Genomic DNA, 16,785 nt, shown 5'->3' with positions numbered 1-16,785 from the left:
TTAATGCGCGCCACGTTGCCCAGGTAGCTCAGTTGGTAGAGCAGGGGATTGAAAATCCCCGTGTCGGCGGTTCGATTCCGTCCCTGGGCACCAAGACACCTAAGCCCCTGATCTCGAAAGAGATCAGGGGTTTTGTCTTTCTGAGGCACGGCTAAGGCCCACCCGACTGGTACACAAGGTGGGTACACATGGCCGACTCCAGCCGCATGATCGGCGGATCACCCCGATACCGCGCGCGATCCTTCATGGCACAGCCCTTCAAGCATCCCCAGAGCGGAGTTTTCTATCTCCGACGCCGCGTTCCCGATGAGCTCCGCCCCATCCCTGGACACGAATACAAACGCTCGCTGAAAACCCGCGCCCCGCCGCAGCGAAGGCACGCTTCGCAGCAGAGCAGGTGATGGCAAGGCTGAGTGTTCCCCGCGGATGTGGTGATGAACCGCGTAGTCATGGATGTACAATCCGCGCGCCAAATCAGGAAGCGAAAATGAACAGTGTTAGCCGCAGGATCGATCAGTTGCGTCGGAAAATCCCTGGCTTTGAATGCAAGCCTGGCTGCCACGATTGCTGCGGACCGGTCACTGCGTCTTCGGAAGAGATGGCCCGATTACCCGTCAAGAGTGAGGCCGAGCACGATACAGCCTTGGCGGAGTGGAGCTGCGTCCACCTTGGCGTCAATGGTTGCGAGGCGTATGAGCAGCGCCCACTTATCTGCAGGCTATTTGGGACCACGCCTAGCATGCCATGCCCGGAGGGAAGGGGGCCCGAGACACCTACTGATGAATCGGTGGTTCGCCAAGTCAACCAATTGATCGCCAGCACTCGGCAGGTTCTGGTTTAGGCTGCTGAGAAATGAAAAGCCCCGTGGGTGCGGCAGGGCTTGGCTCGCAGGAGGAATCAAGTCTTTACGGTTCGGCTTGAAGGTCCAACAGCAAGGTTTCGTTCTTCTTCGGGAAAGCCAGCATTGGCACGACCCGCAGGTAATCATTCGATTCCGTCCCTGGGCACCAAGCTTCCGAAAGGCCCCTGAGTTCGCCAGAACCAGGGGCTTTTTGCATTCCCCGCCCCTTCAGCCGATCACCGCCGCCCCTGCACCGCTGGTCGCCCGCCCGGCGAATACTCCCCGGGTTACGTTGTCTACTGGCGCGTAGCAGAACGTTTTTTCAGAATGATGACATTCCGGATGATTTCCGCCCGATGGATGGGATACTTTCAGGTCCCCCGATGCCTGAAAAGGGAGTGCTCGTGCATCCTCTAAAGCGCTGGTGGCAACAACGCGGCAACCTCGCGACGCTTGCCATCCTGTTCCTGGTGATCCCGCTGGCCAGCCGCCATGCCTTTGGCTGGGGCAACCTCTACGGCTACCTGTCCGACCTGGCCATCGGCAGCTTGCTGGTCCTGCTGCTGCACCGCCTGCGCCTGTTCCTCGCGCTGCCGGTGATGCTGCTGTGGGCGCTGATGACGATCGGCAACGCCGAGCTGGTCAGCGCCGTGGGCCGCATGCCCGATCCCAGCGACCTGCACTTCCTCGCCGACCCGACCTTCGTCGGCAACTCCACCCAGGGCGGCGGTATCGCCCACCCGTGGCTGGCCGGCGCGCTGCTGGGCGCCATCGCGCTCTGCGCGCTGCTCTGGCGGCGCCGCGAGCAGCGCCTGTCGCGTCTGGCCTATAGCCTGCCGGTGGTCCTGCTGGGCGCCCACTTCGGCCTGCAGTACGTGATCCCCAACGACGTCGACGTGTGGAAGCAGTTCAACCTGCCGCACCGCCTGCTGGCCGGCGGCGCCAGCCAGGGCGAGCTGGCGGTCGAGGACTGGCTGGCCGGCGACCAGGGCGACACCCCGCCCGACGTCACCGGGCTGACCCAGCTCGACCTGTCCGGCACCCCGCTGCTGGCCGGCCCGGGCACGGCGAAGAACGTGCTGATCATCACCATGGAAGGCATCCCCGGGGCCTACGTGGCGACCAACCGCGCCGCCCTGAGCAGCAGCTACGAAGAATCCATGATGCCCAAGCTCAGCGCCTGGGCCGAACGCTCGATGACCACCCCGGACTACGTGGTGCACAGCCACCAGACCATCCGCGGCCTGTACGCGCTGCTGTGCGGTGACTACAGCAAGCTGGACAACGGCACGCCCAAGGGCGTCGAGTTGCTGTCCAACCCCGGCCGCGCCGCCGAGTGCCTGCCGGCGCAGCTGCGCCAGCACGGCTTCAGCACCCACTTCCTGCAGGGCGCCGGGCTGCGCTTCATGGCCAAGGACAAGGTGATGCCGGCCATGGGCTTCGACAAGACCCTCGGCCGCGACTGGTTCAAGAAGAAGCCCTACCTGGAGTTCGCCTGGGGCATGGACGACAAGGCCTTCTTCGAGGGCGCGCTGGACTACGTCGGCCAGCTGCGCAAGGACAAGAAGCCGTGGATGCTCACCCTGCTGACCGTCGGCACCCACCAGCCGTACTCGGCCACCCCGGAATACCTGGCCAGGTACCCCACCCCGCGCCAGGCCGCGGTGGGCTACCTGGACGACGCCGTCGACGCCTTCCTCGCCGGGCTGGAGAAGCAGGGCGTGCTCAAGGACACCCTGGTGATCGTCACCTCCGACGAATCCCATGGCATCGACAACGTGCGCCTGGCCTCCTCCTGGGGCCTGAACCTGGTGCTGGCGCCCGAGCAGGCGGCCCTGCCGCCGGTGAAGAGCGGCGTCTACGGCCACGTCGACATGGACGCCTCGGTCCTCGACTACTTCGGCTTCACCCCGCCGAAGGACGTTTCCGGGCGCTCGCTGTTCCGCGAATACAGTAACGGCCGCGAGATGGTCTCCTTCACCAACGGCATGCTGCGCTTCCACGACGGCAAGCAGACCTTCACCGAATGCGACTTCCAGCAGGTCTGCCGGCGCTACAAGAGCGATGGCTTCATCGCCGACAGCGCCCAGTTCGTCGGGCGCTTCAGCGGCCGCGACGCCCGCCTGGTCGCCGCCCGCGCCGGCATCCTCGACCACTCGGTGACCGGCAGCGGCCCGGGCGGCGAATACCAGTTCGCCACCCAGGAGAAGATCCGCATCAAGCCGCAGGTCACCAACGAGTACACCGACAACCTGATCGGCGCCCAGTACCTGGAGTTCCCGGCCGACAGCCACACCACCGTGAACCTGAAGATCCGCGCGCTGCAGATGGACAAGGCCGGCGCCAAGGTGCAGCTGAAGACCCGCGAGTTCGAGCGCCCGGTGGACCTGGCGATCCCCGAGTTCCCACTGCTGACCCGCGACAAGCCGCTGCAGGTGACCTTCGGCTTCGACAACGAGCGCGCGCGCAAGGCCTTCTCCTTCCACCTGCTGGCCGAAGGCAAGGGCATCATCGAGATCACCGATTTCCACGTGCAGACGCAGCCGCGCAAATCGGCCATCGACGCCAGCGAGCATCCCACCCGGGTCGCCGGCGGCAGCGTACTGCCAGGCCCGCGCATCGGCGGCCGTCCGGCGCTGATGGCCGGCCAGCTCGACCAGCTCGACGAAGAGAGCCGCGACAACAGCGGCGGCGAGCAGCAGATCACCCAGTGACCTTCCCGGGCCCCGACCAATGTCGGGGCCCGCGGTCTTTTCCCCCGCCGGCGAAGCTGGCACTATCGCGCCCCTCGTTCCGCCAGCCCCCCTCGCCAAGCCTCCGGCACCCCGGTGTTCAGCCCAGGCGACAAGGCACTGCGGCAATGCGACAAGATGCCACTATCCAGGCCCGGCGCGGCCCCCGAACGCTTGGCGCCCCCCGGGTCGCGTGATAGCTTGCGTTCGCCAGGAAGGCCCTACCCCCTGCCGCGGCGCGCCGCGAAGCATCCGAACAACAATAGAGGAGCCCCCAATGGCCGAGGCCATACCCGCGCTGGAAATCCGTAACCTGCACAAGCGTTACGGCGACCTGGAAGTGCTCAAGGGCATTTCCCTGACCGCCCGCGAAGGCGACGTGATCTCCATTCTCGGCTCCTCGGGTTCCGGCAAGTCGACCTTCCTGCGCTGCATCAACCTGCTGGAAAACCCGCACCAGGGCCAGATCATCGTCGCCGGCGAAGAGCTCAAGCTGAAGAAGGCCAAGGACGGGGCGCTGGTCGCCGCCGACAACCGCCAGATCAACCGCCTGCGCAGCGAACTGGGCTTCGTCTTCCAGAACTTCAACCTCTGGCCGCACATGAGCATCCTCGACAACATCATCGAGGCGCCGCGCCGCGTGCTGGGCAAGAGCCGCGCCGAAGCCATCGAGATCGCCGAGGCCCTGCTGGCCAAGGTCGGCATCGCCGACAAGCGCCACGCCTTCCCCGCGCAGCTCTCCGGCGGCCAGCAGCAGCGTGCGGCCATTGCCCGCACCCTGGCCATGCAGCCCAAGGTGATACTGTTCGACGAGCCCACCTCGGCCCTGGACCCGGAGATGGTCCAGGAAGTGCTCAACGTGATCCGCGCGCTGGCCGAGGAAGGCCGCACCATGCTGCTGGTCACCCACGAGATGAATTTCGCCCGCCAGGTTTCCAGCGAAGTGGTGTTCCTCCACCAGGGCCTGGTCGAGGAACAGGGTTCCCCCGAGCAGGTCTTCGGGAACCCGCAGTCCGCGCGCTGCAAGCAGTTCATGTCCAGCCACCGCTAACGGAGCAACTTTGCATGAAGAACTATAAGAAGATCCTTCTGGCCGCTGCCGCCACCCTGGCTTTCGGCGCCCACGCGGTCGCCGCCGAGAAGCTGCGCATCGGCACCGAAGGCGCCTACCCGCCCTTCAACGGCATCGACGCCAGCGGCCAGGTGGTCGGCTTCGACCTCGACGTCGGCAAGGCCCTGTGCGCCAAGATGAAGGTCGAGTGCGAGGTGGTCACCTCCGACTGGGACGGCATCATCCCGGCGCTGAACGCCAAGAAGTTCGACTTCATCGTCGCCTCCATGTCGATCACCGACGAGCGCAAGCAGGCGGTGGACTTCACCAACCCCTACTACACCAACAAGCTGCAGTTCGTGGCGCCCAGGTCGGTGGACTTCAAGACCGACAAGGGCTACCTGAAGGGCAAGGTGATCGGTGCCCAGCGCGCGACCATCGCCGGCACCTGGCTTGAGGACAACATGTCCGACACCGTCACCATCAAGCTCTACGACACCCAGGAAAACGCCTACCTGGACCTGTCCTCGGGCCGCCTGGACGGCGTGCTGGCCGACAAGTTCGTGCAGTACGACTGGCTCAAGAGCGACGCCGGCAAGGACTTCGAGTTCAAGGGCGAGCCGGTGTTCGACAACGACAAGATCGGCATCGCCGTGCGCAAGGGCGACCCGCTGCGTGACAAGCTGAACGCCGCCCTGAAGGAAATCGTCGACGACGGCACCTACAAGAAGATCAACGACAAGTACTTCCCCTTCAGCATCTACTGATGCCAGTCCGGTGCGCCCTGTAACCCAGGGCGCGCCCCTTCAGGCGTGATCCCCATGATTTTCGACCTGCACGGTTTCGGCCCGCAGCTGGCGGCCGGCACCCTGATGACGCTCAAGCTGTCCCTGGCCGCGGTCTGCCTCGGCCTGATCCTCGGGCTGCTCGGCGCCATCGCCAAGACCTCGAAGAATGCCTTGCTGCGCATGCTCGGCGGCGCCTACACCACCCTGGTGCGCGGCGTGCCGGAAACCCTCTGGGTGCTGATGATCTACTTCGGCACCGTGGCCGGGCTGAACGCCCTGGGCGACCTGTTCGGCAAGCCCGACCTGGCCCTGAGCCCCTTCGCCGCCGGCACCTGCGCCCTGGGCCTGTGCTTCGGCGCCTACGCCACCGAAGTCTTCCGTGGCGCCCTGCTGGCGGTGCCCAAGGGCCACCGCGAGGCCGGCCAGGCGCTGGGCCTGTCCGCCCCGCGGATCTTCTGGCGCATCGTCCTGCCGCAGGTGTGGCGCGTGGCCCTGCCGGGCCTGGGCAACCTGTACCTGATCCTGCTCAAGGACACCGCCCTGGTCTCGCTGATCACCCTCGACGAGATCATGCGCAAGGCCCAGGTCGCCTCCAACGCGACCAAGGAGCCCTTCACCTTCTACATGACCGCCGCGCTGATCTACCTGGGCCTGACCGTCTTCGTCATGGCCGCCCTGCACTTCCTGGAGCGCCGCGCCGGCCGTGGCTTCGTGAGGAACGAGCTATGAACGACATGGAGCTGATCCTCAAGTGGCTGCCGAAGATGCTCCAGGGCGCCGGGCTGACCCTCGAGCTGCTGGCCTTCGCCGTGGTCGCCGGCCTGGCCCTGGCCTTGCCGCTGGGCATCGCCCGCGCCTCGCGGCACTGGTACGTGCGCGCGCTGCCCTACAGCTACATCTTCTTCTTCCGCGGCACCCCGCTGCTGCTGCAGCTGTTCATCGTCTACTACGGCCTGGCGCAGTTCGAGTCGGTGCGCCAGGGGCCGCTGTGGCCGTACCTGCGCGATCCCTACTGGTGCGCGCTGCTGACCATGACCCTGCACACCGCGGCCTACATCGCCGAGATCCTCCGCGGCGCCATCCACGCCATCCCGGTGGGTGAAGTGGAAGCGGCGCGGGCCCTGGGCATGTCGCGCCGGCAGGCGCTGCTGCACATCATCCTGCCGCGCGCCGCGCGCATCGCCCTGCCGGCCTACAGCAACGAGGTGATCCTCATGCTCAAGGCCAGCGCCGTGGTCTATACCGTGACCCTGTTCGACATCATGGGCATGACCCGCACCATCATCGCCCGCACCTACGAGGCCATGCTGTTCTTCTGCCTCGCCGGGGTGTTCTACCTGGTCATCACCCTGGTCCTCACCCGCCTGTTCCGCCTCGCCGAGCGCTGGCTGCGGGTGGACTCCATGCAGGGGCGCTGACCGGCGCTTCCCGGATGTGGCGGGGCCGCTATAATCGCCGCCCCGCCACTCATCCCCAGCGCACCGCCGTGGCCAACCGCCTCACCGACGACGTCCTGCTCCAGCGCTTCCAGGCCCTGGATGCCTTCCTGCTCGCCCACCAGGGGCTGTGGCGGCCCAAGCCCTTCACCCTGCTGGAGCTGCCCTGGGAAGCCCAGCACCGGGAACTGGCCAGCTGGCTGCGCGGGCGCGACCTGGAACAGGCCGACGCCGCGCACAACCAGCCCGAACGCCTGCCCGCGCCGGCGCCTTTCCCGGAACTGGCGCGCCGTGCCGCCCAACTGAGCGACGTCGGGGACCTGCCATCCCATGCCCTGCCCAAGCTGCCGACGCAGTTCCAGGTCGACGTGCCCGGGCGCAAGTGGCAGCAGATCGAGGCCTTCGCCAGCCGCCTGGACTTCGCCGCGCCCTCCGTGCAATGGCTGGACTGGTGCGCCGGCAAGGGCCACCTGGGGCGCCTGCTGGCCCATGGCGGGCAGCCGCTGCTGAGCCTGGAGCGCGACCTCGCGCTGGTCACCGACGGCCAGCGCCTGAGCGACCGCCTGGGCCTGCGCGCCATGCACGTCGAGCAGGACGTGCTCGCCGAGGGCGCCGCCCGCTACCTGCAGCCCGGCCAGACCGCCGTGGCCCTGCATGCCTGCGGCGACCTGCACGTCCAGTTGCTGCGCCTGGCGGCGAGCAGACGCTGCCGGCAACTGGCGGTGGCGCCCTGCTGCTACAACCGCATCGCCGGCGAGCACTACCAGCCGTTATCCACAGCCGTGGGCGCCTCGCGCCTGAAGCTGGACCAGGACGACCTGCGCCTGCCGCTCGCCGAGACGGTCACCGCCGGCGCCCGGGTGCGGCGCCAGCGCGACAGCTCCATGGCCCGGCGCCTGGCCTTCGACCTGCTGCAGCGCGAACTGCGCGGCGCGGACAGCTACCTGCCGGTGCCCTCGGTACCGGCGGACTGGCTGCACAAGCCGTTCGCCGACTACTGCCGCGACCTGGCCGCGCTCAAGGGCCTGCCCCGCCCCGCCGAACGTGACTGGAACGCGCTGGAGGCCCAGGGCTGGCAGCGCCTGGCGCAGGTGCGCAACCTGGAGCTGGTGCGTGGCCTGTTCCGCCGCCCGCTGGAACTCTGGCTGCTGCTCGACCGCGCGCTGTTCCTCGTCGAACAGGGCTACCGGGTACGCCTGGGACGCTTCTGCGCCGCCCAGCTCACCCCGCGCAACCTGCTCATCCTCGCCGAGCACGTCTAGTACGAGCGTTCCAGAGAGAAGCCCACAGAAGCTGTGGATAACTCTGTTGAGAAGATCGGGAAAATCGCCTCTGCGGCCCGCCCCTGGCCCGCTGGCGCAGCACTGTTCGAATTTTGAACAGATCAGGTAATTTCTTTTAAAAACATATATTTAAGAAAAATCTGAAAAGCGCTGAGGCCTTTTTAGCACGAGTCGCCCACCCGTGCCCCGGCATTGTGCATAAGCACCGGGAACAGGGCTGTGCCGCACAAGGGCCGGGCACGTCCTGTTTCGCGGAACGCTCCCATAGTGCATTCAGGAACGGATTGTTGCCCATTTGCAACAATCCGCTATTTGTCATTAGCTGCCTAGGCAGTATTATTTTGAAATAGATTACCTGCCTAGACAGTTATTAGCCTTGCCATGGATCACTACCGCGTCTCGGACTTTCCGTTCAAGGGCTCGATCGGCCAGTTGCTGGGGCTGGCGGCCATCCTCAAGGACCGCCTGCTGGACAAGCACCTGATCGACCTGGACATCACCGCCGCGCAATTCAAGGTGCTGTTCTTCATCGGCCAGAACCGCGCCAACACCCCCGGCGAGCTGTGCCGCGAGCTGTCCATCGACAGCGGCTCGATGACGCGCATGCTCGACCGCCTGGCGAAGAAGGACCTGCTGCTGCGCCAGCCCTGCCCCAACGACCGGCGCAGCGTGCGCCTGCAGCTCAGCCCCGCCGGCGAGGCGGTGAACGCCCAGGCGCCGCAGATCGCCGTGCGGGCGATGAACGAACTGGTCGGCTGCCTCAGCCCCGAGGAACTGCTGACCCTCACCCGGCTGCTGGGCAAGATCCTCAGCAGCCATGGCGTCGCGCCCGGCGCGCCGCAGGAGAAGTAAGCCATGCGCGCATTCCGCTTACCCGCCGCTACCCTGCTGGCCAGCGCCGTGGCGCTGGCCGGTTGCGTCAGCTCCTCGGGCCTGGCCCCCAGCGGCAAGGCGCTCGACAGCGCCTCGCTGCAGGCCGGCCGCAGCCTCGACGGCACACCGCTGTCCAGCGCCGCCTGGCCGCGCCGGAACTGGTGGAGCAGCCTGGGCGACGCCCAGCTCGACGGCCTGATCGACGAAGCCCTCAAAGGCACGCCGGACCTGCAGATCGCCGATGCCCGCGCCCGCCAGGCCGCCGCCTCGGCCAACGCCGCCGATGCCGAACGCATGCCTACCCTCAACGGCAAGGCCAGCTATGCCGGCATCCGCGCCCCCACCAGCGTGCTCCCCGCGCCAACGGGCGGGCACTACGCGGCGGTGAAGTACCTGTCGCTGGGCTTCAACTACGATTTCGACCTCTGGGGCGGCCAGCGCGCCGCCTGGGAAGCCGCCCTCGGCCAGGCCAACGCCGCCGAGGTGGACCGCCAGGCCGCGGCCATCAACCTCTCGGCCAACGTGGCCCGCGCCTACAGCGAGCTGGGCCACGCCTTCGCCGTGCGCGACCTGTCCCACGATGAGCTGGAACGCTCCCAGCGCATCTACGACCTCAGCCGCAAGCGCATGGATGCCGGCCTGGACAGCAAGGTGCAACTGCAGCAATCCCAGAGCCAGGTGGCCAGCGCCCGCCAGCAGTTGGCCGCCGCCGAGCAGCAGATCGCCAGCGACCGCATCGCCCTGGCCGTGCTGCTCGGCCAGGGGCCGGACCGCGGCCTCGACCTGCAGCGCCCGCAGCCGCTCAAGCCCGATGCCCTGAACCTGCCGCCCGACCTGCCGGCGGAACTGCTCGGCCGCCGCCCGGACATAGTCGCCGCGCGCTGGCGCGTCGAGGCCGCGGGCAAGGACATCCAGGCGGCGAAGACGCAGTTCTACCCGAACCTCAACCTGGGCGCGATGATCGGCCTGGCGAGCATGCACACCAGCGACCTGCTGGAGGCGCCGAGCCGCTTCTACCAGGTCGCCCCGGCCATCTCCCTGCCGCTGTTCGACGGCGGCCGCCTGCGCGCCAACCTGGCCGGCAAGGACGCGGACTACGACCTGGCCGTGGCGCAGTACAACAAGACCCTGGTCGGCGCCCTGGGCGAGGTCAGCGACGACCTCGGCCAGCTGCGCTCGCTGGAGCAGCAACTGGTCGACCAGCGCGAGGCCCGCGACATCGCCAAGTCCAACTTCGAACTGGCCATGCGCCGCTACGGCGAAGGTGTCGGCAACTACCTCGACGCCCTCAGCGTGCAACAGCAACTGCTGCTCGCCGAGCGCCAGCTGGCCAACCTGGAAGCCCAGCGCATCGACCTTTCCGTCCAGCTGGTGCAAGCCCTGGGCGGCGGCTTCCAGGCCGACTCCGTCCCCCCGTCTTCCGCGCCGCTCGCCCAGGCGGGCGCGGCCGCCGCGCATTGAGAGGCAACCGCCATGACCACCGACACCCAAGAAACCACCGGCGGCAACCCCCAGCGCAAGCGCTGGCTGCTGATCCTGCTCGCCGTCGTCATCCTCGCCGGCATCGCCGCGGCGCTCTGGGAGTTCCTCTACGGACGCTGGCACGAAGACACCGACGATGCCTACGTCAACGGCAACGTGGTGCAGATCACCCCGCAGATCACCGGCACCGTGGTCAGCATCGGCGCCGACGACGGCGACCTGGTGCAGAAGGGCCAGGTACTGGTGAAATTCGACCCCAGCGACGCCGACGTAGCCCTGCAGCAGGCCGAGGCCAACCTGGCCCGCACCGTGCGCCAGGTGCGCGGGCTGTTCAGCAACGTCGACGGCTACAAGGCCGACGTCGCCGCGAAGAAGGTCGCCCTGGCCAAGGCCGAGGCCGACTTCAAGCGCCGGCAGAACCTGGCCAACGACGGCGCCATCTCCCGGGAGGAACTGGCCCACGCCCGTGACGCCCTGGACACCGCGCGCAACTCGCTGACCAGCGCCGAGCAGCAGCTGGACACCAACCGCGCCCTGGTGGACGACACCGTCGTCGCCTCCCATCCCGACGTCAAGGCATCCGCCGCCAAGCTGCGCCAGGCCTACCTGGACGACGCCCGCGCGGTGATAGTCGCGCCGGTCACAGGCTACGTGGCCAAGCGCACCGTGCAGGTCGGCCAGCGTGTGCAGCCGGGGGCCGCGCTGATGGCGGTGATCCCGCTGGAACAGGTGTGGATCGACGCCAACTTCAAGGAAACCCAGTTGCAGCACATGCGCATCGGCCAGCCGGTGGAGATCCGCTCGGACCTCTACGGCGGCACCGTCAAGTACCAGGGCAGCGTGGAAAGCCTGGGCGTGGGCACCGGCAGCGCTTTCTCCCTGCTGCCGGCGCAGAACGCCACCGGCAACTGGATCAAGATCGTCCAGCGCGTGCCGGTGCGCATCCGCGTCGACGCCAGGCAGCTGGAAGAACACCCGCTGCGCATCGGCCTGTCGATGGACGTCAACGTCGACCTGCACGACCAGAGCGGCCCGGCCCTGTCGCAGCAGTCGCCGAAGGAGGCGCTGTTCTCCACCGACGTCTACCAGCAGCAACTGGCCTCGGCGGACCAGCTCATCGAGCAGCTGATCCACGCCAACATGGCCGACGGCCGCAGCCGCAGCACCGCCGCGCGCTGAGCCCGGAAGCATCATGAGCGAGAACAGCAACGCCGCCTTCAGCCCGCCCAGCCTGGTGATGGCCACCATCGGCCTGTCCCTGGCGACCTTCATGCAGGTGCTGGACACCACCATCGCCAACGTCGCCCTGCCGACCATCTCCGGCAACCTCGGGGTGAGCGCCGAGCAGGGCACCTGGGTGATCACCTCCTTCGCGGTGAGCAACGCCATCGCCCTGCCGCTGACCGGCTGGCTGAGCCGCAAGGTCGGCGAGGTGCGGCTGTTCATCGCCGCCACCATTCTCTTCGTGATCGCCTCCTTCCTCTGCGGCGTGGCCCAGCAGATGGGCATGCTGGTGGGCTTCCGCGCCCTGCAGGGCTTCGTCGCCGGGCCGCTGTACCCGATCACCCAGACGCTGCTGATCTCCATCTACCCGCCGGCCAAGCGCGGCATGGCCCTGGCGCTGCTGGCGATGGTCACGGTGGTGGCGCCGATCGCCGGGCCCATCCTCGGCGGCTGGATCACCGACAGCTACAGCTGGCCGTGGATCTTCTTCATCAACGTGCCCATCGGCCTGTTCGCCGCCTTCGTGGTCTACCAGCAACTGAAGAAGCGCCCGGTGGTGATCAAGCACGCGCCCATGGACTACATGGGGCTGATCCTGCTGGTCCTCGGCGTGGGCGCCCTGCAGGTCGTGCTCGACAAGGGCAACGACCTGGACTGGTTCGAATCGAACTTCATCGTCGGCGGCACCGTGGTGTCGGTCATCGCCCTGGCGGCCTTCATCATCTGGGAACTGACCGACAAGCACCCGATCGTCAACCTGCGCCTGTTCGTGCACCGCAACTTCACCTTCGGCACCCTGGCGCTGGTGGGCGGCTACGCCGGCTTCTTCGGCATGAACCTGCTGCTGCCGCAGTGGCTGCAGACGCAGATGGGCTACACCGCCACCTGGGCGGGCCTGGCGGCGGCGCCGATCGGCATCCTGCCGGTGTTCCTCTCGCCGCTGGTCGGCCGCTACGCCAACAACTTCGACCTGCGCGTCCTCGCCGGCCTGGCGTTCCTGGTGATGTCCGTCACCAGCTTCATGCGCGCCAGCTTCAACACCGAGGTGGACTACGCCCACATCGCCCTGGTGCAGACCCTCATGGGCCTGGGCGTGGCCTTCTTCTTCATGCCCATCCTGAGCATCCTGCTCTCCGACCTGCCACCGGACCAGATCGCCGACGGCTCGGGCCTGGCCACCTTCCTGCGCACCCTGGGCGGCAGCTTCGCGGCCTCCCTCACCACCTGGATCTGGGACCGCCGCGCCACTCTGCACCACGCCCACCTGACGGAAAGCCTGAGCACCTACGACCCGGCCACCCGCGACGCCCTGGACCTGCTCGGCGGCGCCAACCAGCACGGCGCGGCCATGCTCGACCGCATGGTGGAGAGCCAGGCCTACATGCTTTCCACGGTGGAATACTTCACCCTGCTGGGCTGGCTGTTCCTGACCTTGCTGGCCGTCATCTGCCTCGCCAAGCCCCCCTTCGGCGCCAAGCCGGGAGCCGCCGCCAGCGGCCACTGAGCAAGCGGACACAGGCTGGAAAATCAGAGGTTTACACCGCCCGGCGCGTGGCTATAATGGCGTCCCTCCTTGCCGGTATAGCTCAGCTGGTAGAGCAACTGACTTGTAATCAGTAGGTCCCGGGTTCGACTCCTGGTGCCGGCACCATACAGACGAAGGCCCGCAGAAATGCGGGCCTTTTCTTTGACTGGCCTATGCCAGCCCCACCTAGTGCAGGGCGGCAGAGGCACTGCGCTCGGACGAATCACCATCTTGCCCCTGCGCATGGGCAATCTGTACCCGCTCATCAGGAAAGATGCGATTCTCCTTTTCCAGCGTGTAGTAGGTCCTGATGTAGTCCGCGTACTTCAAGAACTGCTCCTTATCGCCGAGGGGAACCCCCGGTTCCATGACGACACCGTCCCTCGTGGTCATGAAGATGTCGCCACCAATTGCTGCGACACCAAAGGGAACGATCCGCTTTGCATCGAAGATCGAACGCCCGATGAAGCTGTTGGCAACCTTCTGCACACCCAGCAGGTGCAGCAGCGTGGGAGCGAAGTCGATTGAACTCCGCCCATCGGCATCAAACTCTTGGGGCAGCACATGGGCGGGGTCGTAGATAGCCAGGGGAATTCGATCCACGAAATATGGCTGATAGTTCTCCCCCCGCACCGCGTCGACAAAGGGTGGTTCAGGATAGGTTGCATGGTCCGCCGTAAATACCAGAACCGTGTCCTTGGCGTACTTCGAAGAGAAGAAATAACTCAAGAACTGCCCGAGTTGCTGATCATAGTTGTGCATACGATTCAGAACGGAGTTCTTGCCATCCCCATATTTCTCGCCCCCTTGTGGAACATCCAGAAACGCATGGGTACCGATGTCGTAAAGGCCAATAAAGAAAGGCCTATCGTTTGCAGTCTGGGCTCTGGACTCCAGCATTGCGTTCAGGGATCGGAAAAGATCCTTGTCACTAAGAGATCCGGCAGTCAGAGTAGCCTTACCTTGCAGGAACTCGTCATTCAGGCTGTCGAATGAATAGACCTGGTCGAAGTCCAAAGCACGCAGCATAGTGTTCAACTGGACTGAATCATGATGCGGCGAGAAGAAGTAAGTGTCATATCCACGCGTGCGAAATATTTGCGGCAGTGTCCTGTAGCGAATACGCGCCAGGGATTGCGCATTTTCACCCTCACCCCAGCCGGCACCAGACTGCGCACCTCCCGTTCCCGGATAGCCGGAAGCCATCTGCCCCTGGAGCCCTCGATAGGTCGCCGCGGTGTGATTAAAATAATTGTCGACTCGCATGGAGCGGTCCAAGAGCGCATCGATATTTGGCGTCAAGCCAGGATGGCTTCCGCCATAGGCATTGATCAGGCGCGCCGACATACCCTCGGTGAAAATGACTATGACATTACGCTTCTTCTTGGTCTGAACGACTCTCTCGAAAGGAAGAGCACTGTTGTAGACATAATTCTTCTTGAACGGAAACTCACTATCCTTGACGAAATAGATATCCCCATCAAATTCCGAAGCAGCGGGACGAAACTCATCCATGCGACGCTCAGCCAGGATATAGGTAGTCCGCAACAGAGACAGGAGAGGCGCCTGGTTCCTCTGCAGAGAAATGGCGCCACGCTCATGCGCGGTTGCAAGGAAGGTTACGAGATAGCCAACCAAAACAACGGCCCATACTCCGACAAACAATCTTGGTGCCTGCCTCACCTCGCGATAGCGCCTTGATGTGTGAGAGAACAGCAGAAAAACCCAACCCAACACCACTGTACCTATCATTGCCTTTAGCAGCCAGGTAGTCGTCAAGCGGCTTTCCGCACTATTCTCCATCGCAAGAACAGTGATGTAGCTATTGGACAGATATAGCGAATAAGACTGAGCGACATAAACCATGCCGACGGCCAAAGGAAGAGCCAGATAAATCCCCCATCGCCATACGCTTGAGCGTGCACGACGCATGGGTGAAATAATGACACCCAACCCGCCAAGAATCACAAGCTCAACCAAGGGTAATAGCCCTTTGATCATTTCCGGCGGCAAAGGACCCTGCGCCCTTGCACAATATTTGGCAAATACCGTCAGAAATATCCCTGCTACGCCGAAGAAATAAGCGGCGTATAAAAGCCTGGGATCGAATATGCGCCTCACCTGTAACCTCACTGCCCAAAAGACGTGACGTGATCGACCGAGCAAGTAGCCCTATCCATCTGTCAAAATTTTGCAATCTTAGCAGGATTACCCTGTAGGGTCCTTGCCCACAGGTCAGCCAGAAATCAGGCGCCCGTTGAGACAAGCATGTGATCGCCTCCACGGCAGTCCAGAAGCCCCATTTCGCCACCTACAGGGAACCTTCACTAGATATTGAGGTCGCAGGCGAGAGCTTCCTGCCCGCCCAATGGCTACTCCCGCTGGTTTACTAGCAAGCGACCATGCATATAATCGAGTTTTACTCAGCAAATCAGCCACCTAAGGCTAACCTGAGAATAATTATCAGTTACCCATTGATCGGGGCGACAAAGCCAAGGGCGGCATATTGAATCAGGCATCGGCATCGCTCCCTCACCGCACAGGGAAGGCAGAGCAAGCTTCCGGTACGGTCGCAATCCTGCTTTCCACCTACAACGGCGAGCGTTATCTGGCGGAGCAGTTGGACTCGTTGATCAGCCAGACCCATGGTAACTGGATCATTCATGCCTCGGATGATGGCTCCCGGGACGCGACACTCGCCATCCTGCAGCGCTATCAACGGCAGCTGGGCGAAGGACGACTGGTACTGCACCGGGGGCCAGCAAAAGGGTTCTCGGCCAACTTCCTTTCACTGGTCAGGGCAGCAGGCGTCCAGGCCTGTTACTACGCATTCTGTGACCAGGACGACATCTGGGCGCCCGAGAAACTCGAGCGCGGATTAGCCTGGATCTCCAGCCGGCCGGCAGAAAAACCCCTGTTGCACTGCTCGCGCACTCGCCTGATCGACGAGGCGGGAAAACCGATCGGCCTCTCCCCGCTGTTCGAGGCCCCCCTGTCCTTCGAAAATGCATTGGTGCAGAGCATCGCCGGCGGCAACACCATGCTTTTCAACGAAGAAACCCGAAAGCTGCTCGCAACGACCCGGGAATCCAGCCACATCGTTTCCCATGACTGGTGGTCGTATATCCTGGTCACCGGCTGCGGGGGAGAGGTCTGCTATGATCCCGAGCCCACGCTGAATTACCGCCAGCATTCGCAGAACCTGATTGGTTCCAACATATCGATCCGCGGCCGACTGCAGCGCCTGCGCAGGCTCCTGAAAGGCACCTTCAAGACGTGGAACGAGGCGAATCTGGCAGCCCTGGCTCCCATGCGCAATCATCTGACACCGCACAGCCTGGAAGTCCTTGACCTGTTCGCCCGGGCTCGAACGGCCCCGCTCCTGCAGCGACTCAGGCTGGCGCGCAAGGCAGGCATCTACCGCCAGACCTTTCAGGGCAACCTGGGGCTATTCATTGCTACTCTTTTCCAGAGGTTTTGATCCATGACCATTCTCGTGACCGGCAGCGCCGGCTTCATCGGCGCCAACTTCGTTCTCGACTGGCTGGCT

Annotated in this window: 15 protein-coding genes and 2 tRNA genes; 16 read left to right on the top strand and 1 reads right to left on the bottom strand. The window is 64.9% G+C overall.

Features of this window, described 5'->3' with window-relative positions; genetic code table 11:
- Nucleotides 1-17: 17 nt before the first annotated feature.
- The 14 genes from DK254_RS18250 (at nt 18) to DK254_RS18190 (ending at nt 13,361) form a co-directional block, all read left to right on the top strand.
- Nucleotides 18-93, top strand: a tRNA-Phe gene (locus DK254_RS18250).
- A 95-nt stretch (nt 94-188) separates the two neighbouring features.
- Nucleotides 189-401 (top strand): DUF6538 domain-containing protein, encoded by a 213-nt coding sequence (locus DK254_RS35205; protein WP_371921159.1) that lies wholly within the window; start codon nt 189-191, stop codon nt 399-401.
- Between the two features lie 86 nt (nt 402-487).
- Nucleotides 488-841 (top strand): YkgJ family cysteine cluster protein, encoded by a 354-nt coding sequence (locus tag DK254_RS18245; protein ID WP_109934917.1) that lies wholly within the window; start codon nt 488-490, stop codon nt 839-841.
- A gap of 404 nt (nt 842-1,245) precedes the next feature.
- Nucleotides 1,246-3,555 carry an LTA synthase family protein gene (locus DK254_RS18240; RefSeq protein WP_371921158.1) on the top strand — a complete coding sequence of 770 codons (2,310 nt, stop codon included), beginning with the start codon at nt 1,246-1,248 and terminating at the stop codon, nt 3,553-3,555.
- 295 nt (nt 3,556-3,850) lie between these two features.
- Complete coding sequence (locus DK254_RS18235; RefSeq protein WP_089390913.1) at nt 3,851-4,624, top strand: ABC transporter ATP-binding protein; 774 nt, start codon at nt 3,851-3,853, stop codon at nt 4,622-4,624.
- A 14-nt stretch (nt 4,625-4,638) separates the two neighbouring features.
- Entirely contained in the window at nt 4,639-5,391 is a 753-nt protein-coding gene (locus DK254_RS18230; protein ID WP_058488106.1) for an ABC transporter substrate-binding protein, read from the top strand.
- A gap of 54 nt (nt 5,392-5,445) precedes the next feature.
- A complete protein-coding gene (locus DK254_RS18225; RefSeq protein ID WP_069863078.1) occupies nt 5,446-6,141 on the top strand; it encodes an ABC transporter permease in 696 nt (231 codons plus the stop codon).
- A complete protein-coding gene (locus DK254_RS18220) occupies nt 6,138-6,830 on the top strand; it encodes an ABC transporter permease (RefSeq protein ID WP_109934915.1) in 693 nt (230 codons plus the stop codon). The genes DK254_RS18225 and DK254_RS18220 overlap by 4 nt, the downstream gene beginning before the upstream one ends.
- A 68-nt stretch (nt 6,831-6,898) precedes the next feature.
- A complete protein-coding gene (locus tag DK254_RS18215; RefSeq protein WP_109934914.1) occupies nt 6,899-8,110 on the top strand; it encodes a methyltransferase in 1,212 nt (403 codons plus the stop codon).
- A 402-nt stretch (nt 8,111-8,512) separates the two neighbouring features.
- Nucleotides 8,513-8,983: a MarR family winged helix-turn-helix transcriptional regulator gene (locus tag DK254_RS18210; RefSeq protein WP_109934913.1), complete on the top strand. Its 471-nt coding sequence runs from the start codon at nt 8,513-8,515 to the stop codon at nt 8,981-8,983.
- Nucleotides 8,984-8,986: 3 nt separating this feature from the next.
- Complete coding sequence (locus DK254_RS18205) at nt 8,987-10,465, top strand: efflux transporter outer membrane subunit (protein ID WP_109934912.1); 1,479 nt, start codon at nt 8,987-8,989, stop codon at nt 10,463-10,465.
- Between the two features lie 12 nt (nt 10,466-10,477).
- Nucleotides 10,478-11,665, top strand: a complete 1,188-nt coding sequence (locus DK254_RS18200) for an efflux RND transporter periplasmic adaptor subunit (protein WP_109934911.1) — start codon at nt 10,478-10,480, stop codon at nt 11,663-11,665.
- A 13-nt stretch (nt 11,666-11,678) separates the two neighbouring features.
- Nucleotides 11,679-13,214, top strand: a complete 1,536-nt coding sequence (locus DK254_RS18195) for a DHA2 family efflux MFS transporter permease subunit (RefSeq protein WP_109934910.1) — start codon at nt 11,679-11,681, stop codon at nt 13,212-13,214.
- A 71-nt stretch (nt 13,215-13,285) separates the two neighbouring features.
- Nucleotides 13,286-13,361 (top strand) — tRNA-Thr (locus DK254_RS18190).
- 60 nt (nt 13,362-13,421) lie between these two features.
- Here the strand turns inward: DK254_RS18190 and DK254_RS18185 are convergent.
- Nucleotides 13,422-15,356, bottom strand: coding sequence for an LTA synthase family protein (locus DK254_RS18185; RefSeq protein WP_146219618.1), 1,935 nt, complete (start codon nt 15,354-15,356; stop codon nt 13,422-13,424).
- A gap of 385 nt (nt 15,357-15,741) precedes the next feature.
- On the opposite strand from DK254_RS18185, the gene DK254_RS18180 reads away from it, so the two are divergent.
- Together DK254_RS18180 and DK254_RS34820 are read left to right on the top strand one after the other, a co-directional pair.
- Nucleotides 15,742-16,716, top strand: coding sequence for a glycosyltransferase family 2 protein (locus tag DK254_RS18180; RefSeq protein ID WP_109934908.1), 975 nt, complete (start codon nt 15,742-15,744; stop codon nt 16,714-16,716).
- A 3-nt stretch (nt 16,717-16,719) separates the two neighbouring features.
- Nucleotides 16,720-16,785: hypothetical protein (locus tag DK254_RS34820; protein ID WP_256595931.1), on the top strand; the 66-nt coding region annotated here is incomplete at its 3' end.

Origin of the sequence: Pseudomonas sp. RW407, assembly GCF_003176655.1 — a bacterium.
GTDB classification, from domain to species: domain Bacteria; phylum Pseudomonadota; class Gammaproteobacteria; order Pseudomonadales; family Pseudomonadaceae; genus Pseudomonas; species Pseudomonas delhiensis.
This window is presented reverse-complemented; position numbering and strand designations above follow the sequence as displayed.